Genomic DNA, 17,909 nt, shown 5'->3' with positions numbered 1-17,909 from the left:
ATGCCTATCTTATTGGACAAATTCCATTGTCACAGCTATCACTACCGATGTCTAAATCCATTTCTTTCTCTTCATATTTACTGATCAGAGAAGGTATAAATGCCTTCATACTACGAAGTCTTTTATTGTATTCTTCTTCATCAATGGACTCATAGGGCAATAGCTGATAGAAGTTATCTTCTAAAGCTAAGAATGAAAGGGCCACCACATCATCCCAGTGATTCCATACCCATTCTTCAACTTCTTCCCACTCGTGATTTCTTACGTGAATGGTGATAGAACAGTTATGATCCACATAGCTTTCCATAAATAGCTTATAATTTTCCAGTTGCTCTATTGCTGAAATATCATATTTCGTTCTGCCAGCTGGTGCCTTTACTGGGAATTCTACAACCTTCGTAGAGCAAGTATCCCAATCTTGTCCAACTTCTGGGTAAACTGGATATTCTAATTCTTCACATACCTTTACCAGCGGATCATGGGCACTGATTCGAATTCTTCTGATATAGTATGGGGAATGTGAATAGTGTACCCCGCTAGATACCGTTGGTAATTGGCTCAAAGTTCCTTCCGGCTTTACAGTAGTAACCAATAAAGGAATGTTTTGTCCAATTTCCTTTGCATATGCATCTACTTCGTTTCTTGCAGCCTTTCTTAGCATACTCAGTAATTTTTTCTGGGCTTCTATATCCATCGTAGTTGCATTTACTAAATCCTGCCAACCAGTTAAAGAGCAACCTACTAATTTATCTCTTTGCTGTACCTTATCCCAGTGTGGTAGCTCTAATTCTACACAGGTCATTCGGTAGCCTGCTCTTACAGATAGCTTTTGAGCCTCTATAATCCCTTCTAAATCTAAGGTGCCATCCTCTTTTACAAAAGCCATCACATTAATCGTAGTCAAATTACATAACCCCTGGGAGTCTAGTAAAATTTCACCACAAGGATTGACCCCATTCATATTTGGCCTTCTTTTAGCAGCTGCCTCTGCGTTGATCCATCCAGGTTCACCAGAATAACGCATCTGCTGAATTTGCCAATGAAGTTTTTCACGACTTGGTTTTTCGGTATAGTAGATTGAGTTATTGCTCATTTGTCTATGTATAATATTTTGGTCTACAATCCATTGACCATCAATTTGCTTATAAAGATTGGACTTTGCCTCAACGCATTCTTTATCGTCTGCATCGATTAGAATCATTTCAGCCGTACGTCTAACACCACCAACAACCACGTTTTCCCCTATGATGTTGGCAATATCTAAGCAGTCGATCGGTCTAAGCTTTATCTTTCCAGACCCGTTTACTTTTCTGCTATTTTTAATGACTTTATCAATTTTATAGAACATATTTTTTAAGCTTTCATGTCCACTGGCAGTTCCACCAAAGGATTTTAATTTTGCCCCCTTTGGCCTAACGTGGTCATAATCTACAATGATGGTTTTTATATTTCTATATTCGTTGCTATATAATAGTTTAAAGAAAAAGTCTAAGGATTGAATCCATCCTTCCTTACTATCCCCTACAGTGATTTTAACTGAATTATTATGTGAAAACACAAGGCTTGTGTTATCTTCCCTATCTTTTATTGATATATTTACGTAGTCTTTATGTATGATTTCATAATCTGTTCTTATTTTAGGTAAATTCTGCACATCTTCTTTTAGTACCCTTGCTCCTACGCCAGAACCAATCATCAGTAAATAGAATAGATCTCTAAAGGCCTCGAAGCTATCAATCACGACAAAAGAACAATTGTAGTTGGACATGGGATAGTTCTTTGCAACGGAAGTACCGCCAACCCAGAAGGTCCTTCCAGATAAAAACTGTCTCAAATTGTAAACATTATCAAATAGCTTTTCTGCCTCTTCTCTTCTCGTAGGGACTAAGCTACAGTTATATTCCACTGCTCTTCTAACGGTTTCCCACCAGTATTCTCTTCGTCCTTCCTCTTGTAGCCATCTAGAATAAGTACGGTAATATACGAAGTTTCCCAATTGATTTAAAGGTGGTATTTGATGCTTATATTGGCTAATGAATTCATCGGTCAGTAGTTTTTCATCTGAACTTTTTTGATTTGCTCTAATCTTTGCTCGTTCATTTCTATAGATAATATATCTTTTTGCTACATCTTTTCTATCCGATGACATCAATAGCATCTCTACAATATCTTGAATTTCTTCTACATGGATAGGCTTTGCGTTGTTTTGAATTTTCTCTTTAATTTCTTCCGTAATTTTTACACTTAAATTATGATCTACGCCCAATTTAGTTTCTGCCATAGCTTTTTTAATGGCATTGGTGATTTTAGATGGATTAAACTCCACTAACCTTCCGTTACGCTTCATTACCTGTATCATTAAAATCCTCCTCATCGCTCAGTAAGAAAATAAAATTTGTCATTCACACTCCCAAGCTTTATGTCTCTTTCAATTCTAGGGTTTACTTAAAATTGAAAGACCTAAAAATAAGAAGAAGCACCATCGCTACATATGGTACTTCTTGTATTCTTTCTATACTAAATATTGTATCACCTATGGATTATAAAGTCAAAAACATATAGTTCTTTTATCTATTCATTATCTCATATTTTCTTGTTCTTCTTCTAAATTTGTATCATTATCTCCGTTTCTTGTAAGAAAGCAATTAAGTTTTATTTTCTATTGACCTTCTAAGGCTGTATTTTGCTTCATTAACAAGTCATTCATTCCGTCTTTTATACAATTAAAATTTTATTGATTCCTCTTTACGTATTAGATCGCCTTCATTATTAAATCAAAAATTTCTTTGATGGTATCCACCACATATTCTCCTTTATGATATTTACGTTTTGCCACGATGACTTCTACTTGATTTCCTTTATTGACAATATCTCTTAATATTTTGGGATATTCAATAAAAGCACCAATTTCTTCAAATTTATCATTAAATATCACACAGGTAGGAATCTTAGGCTTGCCACCAATTTTGTATGGCTCCATGTACTGTTCATAGCCATCCCTCGGTAGTATACGAAAGGTGATGTTGGGATTCACTTCACTTATTTTCTTTATGGCAGGCAGATTAATAATACAATCCGGGCACCATAATTCTGCAAAAACTAATATATAAATATTCTTATGTATGAATTTAATTTTATTGATGAATTCTTCATCTAATTGAATTTGTTCGTATATCTTTAACAACTTCTCCATATTCACATCATGGTCATTAGGAGCGAATACTTCGAACGACATGCCTGATTCAAATAATTGTTGAACTATCATTTTCATCCCCCCTAGTATTTCTCCAAAGTTTCTTGGTACTATTATATCACTATTTAAATTTAAATTTAAGTAATTTGTACTATATTGTTTCCAGAAATACTTTCCTTATTTTTTATCAATTCGTATATTTACATATTATATTAAAGTTTTTCTGTAGTTATTCCTTCAATTTCCTTGCCCTAGGAAAAGCTTTTTTAGGGCAATAAAAAAAAAGCATAGCCATATTAGCCATGCTTTCTCTTTAAATATATCGCAGCGACCTACTCTCCCAGGCAGCTTCCCGCCAAGTACCATCAGCGCTGAAGGGCTTAACTACTGTGTTCGGTATGGGAACAGGTGTGACCCCTTCGCTATAGCCACGACATTATTGAGAGATAGTACTCTCAAAACTGAATAATGTTAGAAAAATGTATTGGTCAAGCCCTCGACCTATTAGTACCTATCAGCTGAGTACATTACTGCACTTACACCCTAGGCCTATCAACCAGTTAGTCTATCTGGGGTCTTACTCGCTTACGCGATGGGAAATCTTATCTTGAGGGGGGCTTCGTGCTTAGATGCCTTCAGCACTTATCCCTTCCACACTTAGCTACCCAGCGGTGCTCTTGGCAGAACAACTGGTACACCAGAGGTGTGTCCATCCCGGTCCTCTCGTACTAAGGACAGCTCCTCTCAAATTTCCTGCGCCCGCGACGGATAGGGACCGAACTGTCTCACGACGTTCTGAACCCAGCTCGCGTACCACTTTAATGGGCGAACAGCCCAACCCTTGGGACCTACTACAGCCCCAGGATGTGATGAGCCGACATCGAGGTGCCAAACCTCCCCGTCGATGTGGACTCTTGGGGGAGATAAGCCTGTTATCCCCGGGGTAGCTTTTATCCGTTGAGCGATGGCCCTTCCACTCGGAACCACCGGATCACTAAGCCCGACTTTCGTCCTTGCTCGACCTGTATGTCTCGCAATCAAGCTCCCTTTTGCCTTTACACTCTACGCACGATTTCCGACCGTGCTGAGGGAACCTTTGGGCGCCTCCGTTACATTTTGGGAGGCGACCGCCCCAGTCAAACTGCCCACCAGACAGTGTCCCAAGACTGGATTCACAGTCTATGGTTAGAACTTCAGTACTACAAGAGTGGTATCCCAACGGTGACTCCACCAAGACTGGCGTCCTGGCTTCTAAGTCTCCCACCTATGCTGTACATGTAGCACCAAAATCCAATGTCAAGTTGCAGTAAAGCTCCACGGGGTCTTTCCGTCCTGTCGCGGGTAACCAGCATCTTCACTGGTATTACAATTTCACCGGGTCTATTGTTGAGACAGCGCCCAAATCGTTACGCCTTTCGTGCGGGTCGGAACTTACCCGACAAGGAATTTCGCTACCTTAGGACCGTTATAGTTACGGCCGCCGTTTACTGGGGCTTAAGTTCACTGCTTCGCTTACGCTAACAATTCCCCTTAACCTTCCAGCACCGGGCAGGCGTCAGCCCCTATACGTCGTCTTTCGACTTAGCAGAGACCTATGTTTATGATAAACAGTCGCTTGGGCCTATTCTCTGCGGCCGATTAAGGCCTCCGAGAGTAAATCTCTCAACCTCAATCGGCTCCCCTTATCCCGAAGTTACGGGGTCATTTTGCCGAGTTCCTTAACAATAGTTCTCCCGATCGTCTTAGGATTCTCTCCTCACCTACCTGTGTCGGTTTGCGGTACGGGCACCTTATTTCTCGATAGAAGCTTTTCTCGACAGTGTGGAATCAGCCAGTTCGCTACTTAAATTTCGCTCCCCATCGTATCTCAGAATTGTCTTGGGGGATTTGCCTCCCGAGACTCCCTACATACTTAGACGCACACAACCAACGGTGCGCTGAACCTATCCTACTGTGTCACTCCATCTCTAATAGCGATTTAAGGTGGTACAGGAATGTAAACCTGTTGTCCATCGCCTACGCCTTTCGGCCTGGGCTTAGGTCCCGACTAACCCTGAGCGGACGAACCTTCCTCAGGAAACCTTAGGTTTTCGACGGGCAGGATTCTCACCTGCCTCTCGTTACTCATGCCAACATTCTCACTTCTATAGCGTCCACTGCTCCTCACGGTACAGCTTCAACCACTATAGAACGCTCGCCTACCATCCTTGCGGATCCATAGCTTCGGTGATACGTTTGAGCCCCGGACATTTTCGGCGCAGAATCACTCGACCAGTGAGCTATTACGCACTCTTTAAATGAATGGCTGCTTCTAAGCCAACATCCTGGTTGTCTGTGCAACTCCACATCCTTTTCCACTTAACGTATACTTTGGGACCTTAGCTGATGGTCTGGGCTGTTGCCCTCTTGACTACGGATCTTATCACTCGTAGTCTGACTCCCGATTAAAAGTTCACGGCATTCGGAGTTTGATAGGTTTTGGTAACCGGTGAAGGCCCCTAGACCATTCAGTGCTCTACCTCCGTAACTCTAAACATCGAGGCTAGCCCTAAAGCTATTTCGGCGAGAACCAGCTATCTCCGGGCTCGATTGGAATTTCACCGCTACCCACAGTTCATCCGGTGACTTTTCAACGTCAATCGGTTCGGACCTCCACGAAATTTTACTTCCGCTTCATCCTGACCATGGGTAGGTCGCCCGGTTTCGGGTCTACGGCATGAAACTATATCGCCCTATTAAGACTCGGTTTCCCTACGGCTTCGCACCTAAAGTGCTTAACCTTGCTCCATACCGTAACTCGTTGGCCCGTTCTACAAAAAGTACGCGGTCACACGTATAAAGTGCTCCCACAGTTTGTAAGCAGAAGGTTTCAGGTTCTATTTCACTCCCCTTCCGGGGTTCTTTTCACCTTTCCCTCACGGTACTATACGCTATCGGTCACCAGGTAGTATTTAGCCTTGGGGGGTGGTCCCCCCTGCTTCCCACAAGGTTTCACGTGCCTCGTGGTACTCTGGATCACGGCCTAGATTGTTACTGTTTCATATACAGGACTATTACCCTCTGTGGTGGGTCTTTCCAAACCTCTTCTATTACAGTAAGTTTTCCGTTGTGGCCGGTCCTCAACCCCCATAGAGAAAACCCTATGGGTTTGGGCTTATCCCCTTTCGCTCGCCGCTACTGAGGGAATCGATTTTTCTTTCTCTTCCTCAGGGTACTTAGATGTTTCAGTTCCCCTGGTATGTCTTCCATTACCTATGAATTGAGTAATGGATACTTAAGTATTAACCTAAGTAGGTTTCCCCATTCGGAAATCCCCGGATCAAAACTTGCTTGCAGTTCCCCGAGGCTTATCGCAGCTTACCACGTCCTTCATCGACTCCTGGTGCCAAGGCATCCGCCTTCTGCCCTTATTAGCTTGACCAAAGCTATATATATGAACTACATAAATTAAATTATATAGTTACATTCTTGTTTCTTTGTTACTTCATCAATTGTTTCTCTAACATTATTCAGTTTTCAAAGAACTATGCTTCAATCTTCCAAATCTGTGATTTGTGTGATTGGAGTACTCGGTATTACCCGAGTTTCATTTTAAGAGATTTTAAGGTCTCTCAAAACTAGACAGTATAGATTCGCCATTTCTCCTTAGAAAGGAGGTGATCCAGCCGCACCTTCCGATACGGCTACCTTGTTACGACTTCACCCCAGTCATTAGCTTCACCTTCGACAGCTTCCTCCTTACGGTTAGATAGCTGGCTTCGGGTGCTTCCAACTCCCATGGTGTGACGGGCGGTGTGTACAAGACCCGGGAACGCATTCACCGCGACATTCTGATCCGCGATTACTAGCAACTCCAACTTCATGTGGGCGAGTTTCAGCCCACAATCCGAACTGGGACCGATTTTGTAGGATTTGCTCCAGATTACTCTTTCGCTGCCCGTTGTATCGGCCATTGTAGCACGTGTGTAGCCCTGAACATAAGGGGCATGATGATTTGACGTCATCCCCACCTTCCTCCGAGTTATCCCCGGCAGTCTCTCTAGAGTGCCCAACTTAATGATGGCAACTAAAGACAAGGGTTGCGCTCGTTGCGGGACTTAACCCAACATCTCACGACACGAGCTGACGACAACCATGCACCACCTGTCTCCTCTGTCCCCGAAGGGAAGGATTCGGTTAAGAATCGGTCAGAGGGATGTCAAGTCCAGGTAAGGTTCTTCGCGTTGCTTCGAATTAAACCACATGCTCCGCTGCTTGTGCGGGTCCCCGTCAATTCCTTTGAGTTTCATACTTGCGTACGTACTCCCCAGGCGGAGTGCTTAATGCGTTAACTTCGGCACCGAGGTTCGACCCCCAACACCTAGCACTCATCGTTTACGGCGTGGACTACCAGGGTATCTAATCCTGTTCGCTACCCACGCTTTCGTGCCTCAGCGTCAGTTGCAGTCCAGAGAGTCGCCTTCGCCACTGGTGTTCCTCCTAATATCTACGCATTTCACCGCTACACTAGGAATTCCACTCTCCTCTCCTGCACTCAAGCCCTACAGTTTCAAAGGCTTACTACGGTTGAGCCGTAGCCTTTGACCTCTGACCTATAGGGCAGCCTACGCACCCTTTACGCCCAATGATTCCGGATAACGCTTGCCCCCTACGTATTACCGCGGCTGCTGGCACGTAGTTAGCCGGGGCTTCCTCCTAAGGTACCGTCATTATCTTCCCTTAGGACAGAGCTTTACGACCCGAAGGCCTTCATCGCTCACGCGGCGTTGCTGCATCAGGGTTTCCCCCATTGTGCAATATTCCCCACTGCTGCCTCCCGTAGGAGTCTGGACCGTGTCTCAGTTCCAGTGTGGCCGTTCACCCTCTCAGGCCGGCTACTGATCGTCGCCTTGGTGAGCCATTACCTCACCAACTAGCTAATCAGACGCGGGCCCATCCTGTACCGAAGTTCTTTGACCTTTTAGGGATGCCCCCAAAAGGCGTCATGGGGTATTAGCAATGGTTTCCCATTGTTATCCCCCTGTACAGGGTAGGTTGCCCACGCGTTACTCACCCGTCCGCCGCTAAGAATCCAAAGTAAACTTCTTCATCTCCGCTCGACTTGCATGTGTTAGGCACGCCGCCAGCGTTCATCCTGAGCCAGGATCAAACTCTCAATTAAAAATTGTTTGAATTTCTGGGTTCCATTCTTTAAAATGGATTGCTCAGTTTTAAACTGACTTTAAAAATTTTGGCTTAAATCTATACTGTTTAGTTTTCAAAGACCTTTTCTTGTGTGCCGCCTTGTTTTGGCGACTCATTTAATATATCACATCTAAAATATTATGTCAACCACTTTTTGAAAAATTATTTTAAATGTTTTCTTGTGCTATATTCAGTGAAGTTGTCCTCGTAAGGACTTTATCTACTATACTATCCTTTCATATAATTGTCAAGCCCATTTATTAATTATAGAATCTTTTTCTTTTACTTCCATAAACAAAATCCATGTACAAAGAGAATTTCAACCTTCTCTGGTACATGGATTTTATATTATTTTACGCTATATCCTTTTTATTCTTTATGATGATCTAAAGGTTTCATTGTAGGGAATAGCAGTACATCACGGATAGAAGGTGAATTTGTTATGAGCATCATCAGACGATCGATACCGATTCCTAAACCACCTGTAGGAGGAAGTCCTACTTCAATGGCATTTAGGAAGTCTTCATCTAACACATGAGCTTCATCATCTCCAGCTTCACGTTGTTCTAATTGATCCATAAATCTTCCACGTTGGTCAATCGGATCATTAAGCTCGGAGAAAGCGTTTGCTATTTCCCAAGTATTAATGAATGCTTCAAAACGATTTGTGAATGCTGGATCCTCAGGATTACGTTTTGCCAGCGGTGAGATTTCTACTGGATGTTGAGTGATGAATGTCGGTTGTATTAAATGTTTTTCACCGAACTCTTCAAATACTAAACTGATGATATGTCCCTTCTTCATTGCAGGGTTCACTTCTAAACCTAATTTTTTTGCAATTGCAATGGCTTCCTCATCCGTTTTTACTTCATCAAAGTCCACATTTGCATATTTTCTACACGCTTCTACCATGGTCATTCTATTCCAAGGTGGTGTTAAATCGATTTCCTGTCCTTGATAGTTGATTTTAGTAGTTCCCAATGCCTTTTCAGCTGCATAGGCCACAATATTTTCTGTGATATCCATCATGTCATTATAGTCTGCATATGCTTCGTAAAGCTCTATACTTGTGAACTCTGGATTATGCTTAATGGACATCCCTTCATTTCTAAACATTCTACCCATTTCATAAACCTTATCAAAGCCACCAACGATTAGTCTTTTTAAGAATAATTCATTTGCAATACGAAGGTACATGTCGATATCTAAGGTATTGTGATGAGTGATGAAAGGTCTTGCATTAGCTCCACCTGCTAAAGTACCCAATATCGGAGTTTCTACTTCTAGGTATCCCCTATTATCTAAAAACTCTTTAATTGCTTTGATTGCCTTAGAACGTGTAACGAATGTCTTTTTAACCTCTGGATTCACAATTAAATCCACATATCTTTGACGATATCTTAAATCATGGTCTTTTAATCCATGCCATTTATCTGGTAATATTTGAATCGATTTTGTTAGTAATCGAACTTCATTAGCTCTTACAGAAATTTCGTCTTTATTTGTTTTAAAGATTTCTCCTTTGATTTCTATAATATCTCCAATATCATATGTAACAAATAACTCATAATCTTCTGCACCAATTTTGTCTTCTCTTACATAAACCTGAATTTGCCCATCCTTATCTTGAATGTTGATAAAGCTAGCCTTACCATGACCTCGTTTCGTCATAATACGCCCAGCAATCGTAGCATTTTGCCCTTCTAACTGCTCAAAGTCTTCTATGATTTGTTGACTATAGTGCGTAACGTAAACCTTCTCAATCTTAAAAGGGTCTTTACCTATTTCTTGTAAGTGCTTCAGCTTATCTCTTCTTATCTTTAGCAACTCATTCAAATTTTGTTCTTCGTTTATCATTTGTAACCCCCCAAGCTATCTTGTAATTTTTAATATCTCATACTTAGTAACACCATCTGGGATTTGTACCTCTACAACATCCCCAACCTTAGTACCAAGCAATGCTCTTCCTACTGGTGATTCATTGGATATTTTCAGTTCGTAAGGATCTGCTTCTGTAGAACCTACGATGGTGTATTCGACAATCTCATCGAACTCTAAATCATTTACCTGTACAATCGATCCAATACTGACGATATCTGTATTAATGTCTTCTTCGTCGATGATCACTGCTTTTCTAAGCATGGTCTCAAGCTTATTGATTCTATCTTCTACTTGAGCTTGTTCGTTTTTAGCCTCATCGTACTCAGAGTTTTCACTGATATCTCCAAAAGCAATCGCTTGTTTTATTCTTTCCGCGATTTCTTTTCTCCTCACAGTTTTAAGCAATTCCAATTCATCTTCTAGCTTCTTTAACCCCTGAGCTGTTAAAACAACTTCTCTGTCTGCCATCATACTCTCTCTCTCCTCATCCATCTTAATTAATTGAAACCCATATTATTCTATGTCTTCTATTATAATAATTATTCATATGATATTAGTTCATAATATATGTTCCTATGATTATTTTATACTTCAAACATTTCTAACAAATTTATCCTTTTCCAGGCGCATTCTTCCATATCATCGCTAAAAAATAAAATTTGTTCGTTTCCACTCACAAACTTTATGTCATCCTCAATTTAGATCCCTGTTTTAAATTTCAAGTGCCCAAAATAATTTAGCCCGTTTTGGGCTATTAATTTTTACTAATATTTTGATAAATATATTGTACATATTATAGAATAGTAACTAATAATTGTCAAGGGTTAGAGCAAATCCTTTCTCAAGGTTATAAAGCGTTACAACAGGCCCTTCATATTGTTTAAATATTCGATTCGAGGTTTTAATGAAAGTTCTTCTATAATTTTATAATATTCATTAGAAGTGCACGCCCTACCTCGATCCCTCAATAGTGATACAACAACTGCCTCCATCACATTGGTGCCAAAGGATCTTCCCTGAAATTCCGGTGTCGTTGTAACTAACATTGCTACGCCCCTTTTTTCTAGCATTTCTATATCTTCTTCGGTCACCGTATTTGTAATCAATATTTTTCCACCCATTTCTTCCGGCATAAATCTTTTAATGTAGTGAAAATCCCCGGCTATGATTTCTGAGTCATCAAAATAGGTCCCATATTTATTGGAAACATTTTTATTCTGTTCTTCTCCCGTAGGATAGAGTAGATGAAATGGCAACCTACAGGCAATGGGTGCTAATATAGCAGCCACTCTTTGGAGATTTTTTAAGCTTCCAATGGGAATATTGATGTTTAGAGCAAACATTAAGTCTCCTAAGAGAATATGGGCACCACAGTTAACTAAAGCCTCGGCCATACCAAAGCGATCCATGCCACAGGTTATTAATGTTCGCTTATTTTTAAAATCCACAATATCCTTATTCTTCAAATAATGGATGACTTGTTTTTCTAGAGTGTTTTTTAATCCAGAGCCATCAACAACAGGTGTGATTTGAGCCATGTTTTTTAGTCGTGCTGCCTCCCTGATCTCATAGGATTTTTTTCCCGCCTGCAAATATAAGTCAATGCCCCCCATGCCAATGGCATCTACTTTGCCATCCAAGCTTCGTACCAAATCCATGGCTCTTTCCATACTACCATCCGTACCAATACGTTCAATGGAAAAATCTTCCCCCATGATGTTTGCAGTAACATGGTGATCTCTTTTAGAGCTTCCAATGCTAATGCTAACGATCTTTTTCATAATAAAACCTCCTAAAGATACAAAATATATACCTTATGTATGTAATTCAGTAATATATTATTGCCTCTTATTTGAAGGTTATTCTAATCTAGATCTCAATTCCTTCACTTTCTAAATAATTCATTAGAAGCTCTTCTATGTCTGCTTTCGTTCCGGTGGTATTAATTTGATTTCTAAGACTTGCTGTTCCTCTTAGCCCTTTGAGGTACCATGCAATATGCTTTCTCATTTCCTTTACACCGATGTATTCTCCCTTATTTCGAATTACTAAGTCCAAGTGCTTTAAAGCCATAAGGACCTTCTCTTCAGCCCTTGGCTCTGGAAGTACTTCTCCAGTCTTCATATAGTGAACCAACCGTTTAAATAGCCATGGGTTTCCCTGGCTCCCTCTTCCGATCATGATGCCGTCGCAGTTTGTATATTCCAATAAGCGAATGCCATCCTCAATTGTAAACACATCACCGTTACCGATCACAGGAATCGTCACTGCTTCCTTAACTTCTTTTATAATGCTCCAATCGGCTTTTCCTGCATAAAACTGCTCCCGGGTTCTGCCGTGAACTGCTACTGCCTTTGCCCCAGAGTCCTCAATGACCTTTGCCAATTCCACTGCATTGACACTATGCTCGTCCCATCCTTTACGAATCTTCACCGTAACGGGCTTTATAGATTCTTTCACTACAGCTTTAATAACTTCACCAGCAAGCTTGATATCCTTCATCAGTGCACTACCATCGCCATTTTTTACAATTTTAGGCGTTGGACACCCCATGTTGATATCTAAAATTGCATTTGCTCTATCATTGAGCATATAAGCGGCTCTTGCCATGATATCAGGCTCCGAACCGAAAATTTGCAGTGCAACAGGTTTTTCGTGGTCGTGAATTTTTAATAGTTCTTCTGTCTTTTTATCTTTATAGTATAGACCCTTGGCACTGACCATCTCCATATAAACCATGCCGCAGTCCATGGCTTTACATATTAATCGAAAGGATAGATCTGTTACACCAGCCATAGGTGCCAAAAAAACAGGATTCTCTAAATTTAAGTTTTCAATCTTCAATGGTTTCACCTCTATCAACTCAAACTATATATAATATACACAAGAAAAGCCAGGTTTACACCTAGCTTTTCTTGTTGGATAAAATTCGATCTTTACGATTACGCTCATAGATGATATTCAATCCATCTAAGGATAAGAATTTATCTACAACATCAATGCTGTCTGTTCCACCGGCAATTAATGTAGATAATCCTCCTGTAGCGATTACCTTGCATGAACTGCTTTTCAGTTCTTTTTTCATATTTCTTACAATATTTTCTACTAAGCCGATATATCCATAGACGATGCCAGCTTGCATGCTGCTCACCGTGTTTTTACAGATGACCTTTTTAGGGTTGATCAGTTCTACCCTTGGAAGCTTTGCGGCTTTTTCGAATAATGCTTCACTGGAAATCTTAATTCCTGGTGAAATAGCACCACCTAAATACTCTCCATCTTCTGAAACTGCACAGAATGTTGTGGCAGTCCCGAAATCTACAATAATTAATGGTCCGCCGTATTTCTCATATGCGGCTATAGCATTAACGATTCTGTCTGCACCAACCTGCTTCGGATCATCATATTTAATATTCATTCCAGTCTTAATTCCAGATCCTACAATTAGTGGTTCTCTCTTAAAAAGCTTACGAGATGCGTTTTCGAGAGAATACATGATATTTGGAACTACAGAGGATATGATAACATCATCAACATCGTGAATGTTTAACCCATTATAATGAAAAAATTGATGGATTACCATTGCGTATTCATCGGAGGACTTATCCTTATCCGTTGCAATTCGCCAATTCTCAATTAATTCCTTACCACGATAAACACCTAGAACGATGTTTGTATTCCCTACATCAAAAACTAAAATCATTTGTCCACCTACTCAATTCATCAGTTTAAAATTATATTGTATATCTTTTTAAAGATTTCATTACTAAATAAACAATCACAGAAGAAACAATGGCTTCTGTAACTCCATTCAGTGTAACAATTCCTATGATCACATTTAAAGGTAAATACCCCCTAAAATATGCCATGGACATTACACCGGCCGTATTCGTCAATGTACCTACAATGGCTGTTGGTATGGCATGCTTCGTTGCCTTATAGGTGTAGTAACTCATAACACCTATAAAAAGTCTTGGCAGTATGGATACCAACGGGTCTGCAAAGAAAGGCGATCCCACTCTAAGAAAGCTGCTGACCCCAAATATGAGCCCTACTAAAGTTCCAACGAATGGACCTCCGATAATAGCGCCAATAATTACAGGAATATGCATGGTTGTTGCGTTAATTCCTAAAAAAGGAATCGGTATGAACCCAATTGGCGTCATACTTAGCACCACCGAGAACGCACCCAGCATACCGGCGATCGTTACCTTTTTCGTTGACATTTTTGTACTTTGAATCATTTCGCCACCTCCGTTCCAGCTCTTTTGAAAGATGCCGGACAATTTAATTTTTTTTAAAACAATGAAAATTAGTCTAGCTCAAAAATTGATACCAGCTATTTCACCATACCATTTTAACAGGTTGAAAATTATAATGCAATAAAAATATCTAAAACTGACACTGCATTATTTGTCATTTTATATATACCCATTTTTACCTCGAATCGAAACTTCACCAGAAAAAATAACTTCTCTTTTTCCATCCCCCGATTCTACGATTAAGAATCCTTCCTCATCGATATCGTGAACTGTGACTATTCTCTCTGAAGTCCCGTGAATCACTTTGATCTCTTTCCCAATAACAGCAGAATAATCTCTTACAATGGCTACCACTTCCGTTAAATTTAAATTTTCAATATAAGAATGATAAAGAGCTTCAAAGTTTTTTATGATCCTTACAATCAATTCCTTGCGATCGATCTTTTTCCCATATTCTATCTGTAAAGATGTAGCCACAGCACTGATTCCCTCTGGGAACTCTGTATTGTTGACATTGATTCCAATCCCAACAACGATATAGTCAATTTTATTCAACTGCCCAGCCATCTCGGTCAAAATTCCACAAACCTTCCTACCATTTACAACAATATCATTGGGCCATTTAATAAGAGCATCCAGCCCCGTTAGGTCGCGAATGGCTTTACAAACGGCGGCCGCAGCTATTTGGGTCGTTTTTACACCTTCTGTCGGTGGTATATCCGGCTTTAAAACCATGCTCATCCATATACCAGTTCCTTTAGGAGAGCTCCAATCCTTTCCTCTTCGCCCTCTACCTGCAAGCTGTTCCTCACTTAAAATAATAGTGCCATCCATTAGATGGTCTGCGTTATTTTTTCCATAAGTATTGGTAGAGTCGATGGAATCAAATACGATGAGTTCCCTCCCCATTGTATGGCCCCATAAAAGACTCTCTATTTCCTTAGAAAGTAATTTATCATCGGCTTCAAATAAAACATATCCTTTTCTAGGAGCCGTTTGAATATTATAGCCTTGATCTTGTAAGATTTTTATATGCTTCCATACCGCAGTCCGAGATATCCCCAGCTTTTCTTTCAGTATCTCTCCAGAAACATAATTTCCCTTATTAGCATATAACGCTTCTAAAATTTTATTCCGCATTTTTTCACTTCCTAGCTCTTAATATAAAACTTTTTTCTTATTATAACCATCAGTCTTAACTACATTTTACATTAGAGTTCCCCAATATTAAATACAATTTGTTGGTTTACTCTCATAAACTTTATCGGATACTCAATCTTTAACTATACTAAAAATTTCAAACTCTCAAAGACTTTAAATGCTCAAAAAAAAGATATGGAATCTCCATATCTTTCATAAAGTAATGAATTTCTATTATCCAAATAGAGATAACAATACACCAGCTGCAACGGCAGAGCCGATTACACCTGCTACATTCGGTCCCATGGCATGCATCAATAGGAAGTTGCTTGGGTTTTCTTTTTGTCCAACGACTTGGGAAACCCGAGCTGCCATCGGTACTGCTGAAACTCCTGCTGAACCGATCAGTGGATTAACCTTGCCACCGGAAAGCTTATTCATCAGCTTTCCTAATAGTACACCTGCCGCTGTACCTACACCGAAAGCAATGACGCCCAATGCGATAATCTTCAGTGTTTCTAGCTTTAGGAAGGCTTCTGCTTTTGCCGTAGCACCGACACTGACGCCTAGCAATATGGTCACAATATTTATTAATTCATTCTGTGCGGTTTTGGAAAGTCGATCGGTAAGTCCTGATTCTTTAAATAGGTTTCCTAGCATTAGCATTCCCACTAAAGCTGTAGCACTTGGTACGATTAAGGAAACAATAATTGTTACCATGATGGGGAATACCACTCTTTCGATCTTCGATACCTGTCTTAATTGCTCCATCTTGATCATTCGCTCTTCTTTTGTTGTAAGAGCCTTCATAATTGGCGGCTGGATAATTGGAACCAGCGCCATATAGGAATAAGCTGCAACTGCAATGGGTCCTAATAGATGGGGCGCAAGCTTCGATGTTAAAAATATGGCTGTTGGTCCATCTGCTCCACCAATGATACCGATGGATCCTGCTTCTTGCGCTGTAAACCCAAGGAGTGTTGCTCCTATAAATGTAAAAAATATGCCTGCCTGTGCTGCTGCTCCTAAAAATAAACTTTTAGGGTTTGCAATGAGTGGGCCAAAGTCTGTCATGGCACCTACACCCAGGAAGATTAATGGTGGAAATATTCCTAGCTTCACTCCGTAATATAGATAATGAATTAATCCACCAGGTGTTCCATCACTGCCACTAGGTTCCAGAACTCCTGAAAGTGGTAAATTTGTCAATAACATACCAAAGGCGATCGGAATAAGCAATAATGGCTCAAAACCTTTAGCTACTGCTAAGTAAAATAAAATACATGAAACTACGATCATCAACAGTTGACCACCTGTCATGTTGAGAAATCCTGTGGTCCCCCAAAATTCTACAACTATATCAGCCATCTGTGCATCCCCTTTCAATTGTTTTAGGTGCCCTATTACTTAAGAGATACTAAAACATCTCCACTGTTTACTGCGGCACCTTCAGCAACATGAATTGATGCAACTATACCATCAACTGGAGCCATAATTTCATTCTCCATCTTCATTGCTTCTAGAATTAAAAGTACATCCCCAGATTTTACTTGCTGTCCTTCTTTAACTTCTATCTTCCATATGTTTCCTGGCATTGGTGCTTCGATACTAGTTGCCCCTGCTGGCGCAGCCTTTGGTGCTGGTGCTGCTTTTGGTGCTGGCTTTGCAGCTACAGGCTTTTGCACTGGTGCCGCTTCTCTTGGCGCTGGTGCTGCTACGCCATCTTTCATTTCTTCTACCTCGACCTCATAGGAAACACCGTTTACAGTTATATTAAACTTTTTCATCGTACAATTCCCCCTCAATAATAGTTTTAAGCTTTATGTATCACAATCAAATTATTACCCTAGAACCTGCTATTGATCTGCTCCACTCTTCCGATTCTAGCCCATGAAGGTGTTGTATCATGGACTCGCGTAATATTTCTAACAACGATGTTACTGGTCGTTGTTTGTAGACTTGCAGCTATGGCTGCTGTAATCACTGCTATGAGTTCTGTATCATCTACCACTACTTCTTCTTCCGGTGTTTCTTCTACGACAATCGGTTTGACCGGATTTGGTTTCGCATTTTTGCCCCCATTTATTACAAAATTCATGAAAACGATAGAGAAATACAATACAGCCAAGCTGATAAATACGATGCCCATACCTAACAATGTAACCTGTAGACTTCCTAGAAACCTTTCGCCAAAGGTTAAACCATCCATGGAAGTTTTCATTGTTTCCAGTAAATTCATATACTGATCA

Annotated in this window: 12 protein-coding genes and 3 rRNA genes; all 15 read right to left on the bottom strand. The window is 40.5% G+C overall.

Translation table 11 applies throughout. The annotated features are described in order from the left end of the window. Positions 1 to 4: 4 nt before the first annotated feature. Positions 5 to 2,359, bottom strand: a complete 2,355-nt coding sequence (gene nrdJ, locus CLOS_RS02355; protein ID WP_012158329.1) for a ribonucleoside-triphosphate reductase, adenosylcobalamin-dependent — start codon at positions 2,357 to 2,359, stop codon at positions 5 to 7. Positions 2,360 to 2,752: 393 nt separating this feature from the next. After that, entirely contained in the window at positions 2,753 to 3,265 is a 513-nt protein-coding gene (locus CLOS_RS02350) for a thioredoxin family protein (protein ID WP_012158328.1), read from the bottom strand. Positions 3,266 to 3,512: 247 nt separating this feature from the next. Beyond that, positions 3,513 to 3,629: ribosomal RNA gene (rrf, locus tag CLOS_RS02345) — 5S ribosomal RNA — on the bottom strand. 48 nt (positions 3,630 to 3,677) lie between these two features. After that, positions 3,678 to 6,614 (bottom strand): 23S ribosomal RNA (locus CLOS_RS02340). Between the two features lie 228 nt (positions 6,615 to 6,842). After that, positions 6,843 to 8,354, bottom strand: a 16S ribosomal RNA gene (locus tag CLOS_RS02335). The 16S, 23S and 5S rRNA genes sit together here, the layout of an rRNA operon. Before the next feature lie 392 nt (positions 8,355 to 8,746). Then, positions 8,747 to 10,234: a lysine--tRNA ligase gene (gene lysS, locus CLOS_RS02330; protein ID WP_012158327.1), complete on the bottom strand. Its 1,488-nt coding sequence runs from the start codon at positions 10,232 to 10,234 to the stop codon at positions 8,747 to 8,749. Positions 10,235 to 10,249: 15 nt separating this feature from the next. Continuing rightward, complete coding sequence (gene greA, locus CLOS_RS02325) at positions 10,250 to 10,729, bottom strand: transcription elongation factor GreA (protein ID WP_012158326.1); 480 nt, start codon at positions 10,727 to 10,729, stop codon at positions 10,250 to 10,252. Between the two features lie 386 nt (positions 10,730 to 11,115). Further along, positions 11,116 to 12,039, bottom strand: coding sequence for a hypothetical protein (locus CLOS_RS02320; RefSeq protein WP_012158325.1), 924 nt, complete (start codon positions 12,037 to 12,039; stop codon positions 11,116 to 11,118). An 88-nt stretch (positions 12,040 to 12,127) separates the two neighbouring features. Continuing rightward, positions 12,128 to 13,102 carry a tRNA dihydrouridine synthase DusB gene (dusB, locus tag CLOS_RS02315; RefSeq protein WP_012158324.1) on the bottom strand — a complete coding sequence of 325 codons (975 nt, stop codon included), beginning with the start codon at positions 13,100 to 13,102 and terminating at the stop codon, positions 12,128 to 12,130. A gap of 61 nt (positions 13,103 to 13,163) precedes the next feature. After that, positions 13,164 to 13,961 (bottom strand): type III pantothenate kinase, encoded by a 798-nt coding sequence (locus CLOS_RS02310; RefSeq protein WP_012158323.1) that lies wholly within the window; start codon positions 13,959 to 13,961, stop codon positions 13,164 to 13,166. Between the two features lie 31 nt (positions 13,962 to 13,992). Continuing rightward, positions 13,993 to 14,502: an ECF transporter S component gene (locus CLOS_RS02305; RefSeq protein WP_012158322.1), complete on the bottom strand. Its 510-nt coding sequence runs from the start codon at positions 14,500 to 14,502 to the stop codon at positions 13,993 to 13,995. Between the two features lie 177 nt (positions 14,503 to 14,679). After that, on the bottom strand, positions 14,680 to 15,660 hold the full coding sequence (locus CLOS_RS02300; protein WP_012158321.1) for a biotin--[acetyl-CoA-carboxylase] ligase: 981 nt from the start codon (positions 15,658 to 15,660) through the stop codon (positions 14,680 to 14,682). 234 nt (positions 15,661 to 15,894) lie between these two features. Further along, positions 15,895 to 17,028 (bottom strand): sodium ion-translocating decarboxylase subunit beta, encoded by a 1,134-nt coding sequence (locus tag CLOS_RS02295; protein ID WP_041718914.1) that lies wholly within the window; start codon positions 17,026 to 17,028, stop codon positions 15,895 to 15,897. Between the two features lie 35 nt (positions 17,029 to 17,063). Beyond that, positions 17,064 to 17,447 (bottom strand): biotin/lipoyl-containing protein, encoded by a 384-nt coding sequence (locus CLOS_RS02290; RefSeq protein ID WP_012158319.1) that lies wholly within the window; start codon positions 17,445 to 17,447, stop codon positions 17,064 to 17,066. 59 nt (positions 17,448 to 17,506) lie between these two features. Further along, positions 17,507 to 17,899 carry an OadG family protein gene (locus CLOS_RS02285; RefSeq protein ID WP_012158318.1) on the bottom strand — a complete coding sequence of 131 codons (393 nt, stop codon included), beginning with the start codon at positions 17,897 to 17,899 and terminating at the stop codon, positions 17,507 to 17,509. Between the last annotated feature and the right edge of the window lie 10 nt (positions 17,900 to 17,909).

The sequence above is a fragment of the Alkaliphilus oremlandii OhILAs genome (assembly GCF_000018325.1).
GTDB lineage: Bacteria > Bacillota > Clostridia > Peptostreptococcales > Natronincolaceae > Alkaliphilus_B > Alkaliphilus_B oremlandii.
Note: the sequence above shows the minus strand (reverse complement) of the source record. Positions and strands in the feature narration are given on the sequence as shown.

Excerpts from the sequence above, each read along its gene's own strand:
- CLOS_RS02310 (WP_012158323.1), bottom strand. The coding sequence starts at position 13,961 with ATGATTTTAGTTTTTGATGTAGGGAATACAAACATCGTTCTAGGTGTT.
- CLOS_RS02295 (WP_041718914.1), bottom strand. The coding sequence starts at position 17,028 with ATGGCTGATATAGTTGTAGAATTTTGGGGGACCACAGGATTTCTCAAC.
- CLOS_RS02320 (WP_012158325.1), bottom strand. The coding sequence starts at position 12,039 with ATGAAAAAGATCGTTAGCATTAGCATTGGAAGCTCTAAAAGAGATCAC.
- CLOS_RS02350 (WP_012158328.1), bottom strand. The coding sequence starts at position 3,265 with ATGATAGTTCAACAATTATTTGAATCAGGCATGTCGTTCGAAGTATTC.
- CLOS_RS02305 (WP_012158322.1), bottom strand. The coding sequence starts at position 14,502 with ATGATTCAAAGTACAAAAATGTCAACGAAAAAGGTAACGATCGCCGGT.
- greA (WP_012158326.1), bottom strand. The coding sequence starts at position 10,729 with ATGATGGCAGACAGAGAAGTTGTTTTAACAGCTCAGGGGTTAAAGAAG.
- CLOS_RS02300 (WP_012158321.1), bottom strand. The coding sequence starts at position 15,660 with ATGCGGAATAAAATTTTAGAAGCGTTATATGCTAATAAGGGAAATTAT.
- lysS (WP_012158327.1), bottom strand. The coding sequence starts at position 10,234 with ATGATAAACGAAGAACAAAATTTGAATGAGTTGCTAAAGATAAGAAGA.
- CLOS_RS02285 (WP_012158318.1), bottom strand. The coding sequence starts at position 17,899 with ATGAATTTACTGGAAACAATGAAAACTTCCATGGATGGTTTAACCTTT.
- nrdJ (WP_012158329.1), bottom strand. The coding sequence starts at position 2,359 with ATGATACAGGTAATGAAGCGTAACGGAAGGTTAGTGGAGTTTAATCCA.
- CLOS_RS02290 (WP_012158319.1), bottom strand. The coding sequence starts at position 17,447 with ATGAAAAAGTTTAATATAACTGTAAACGGTGTTTCCTATGAGGTCGAG.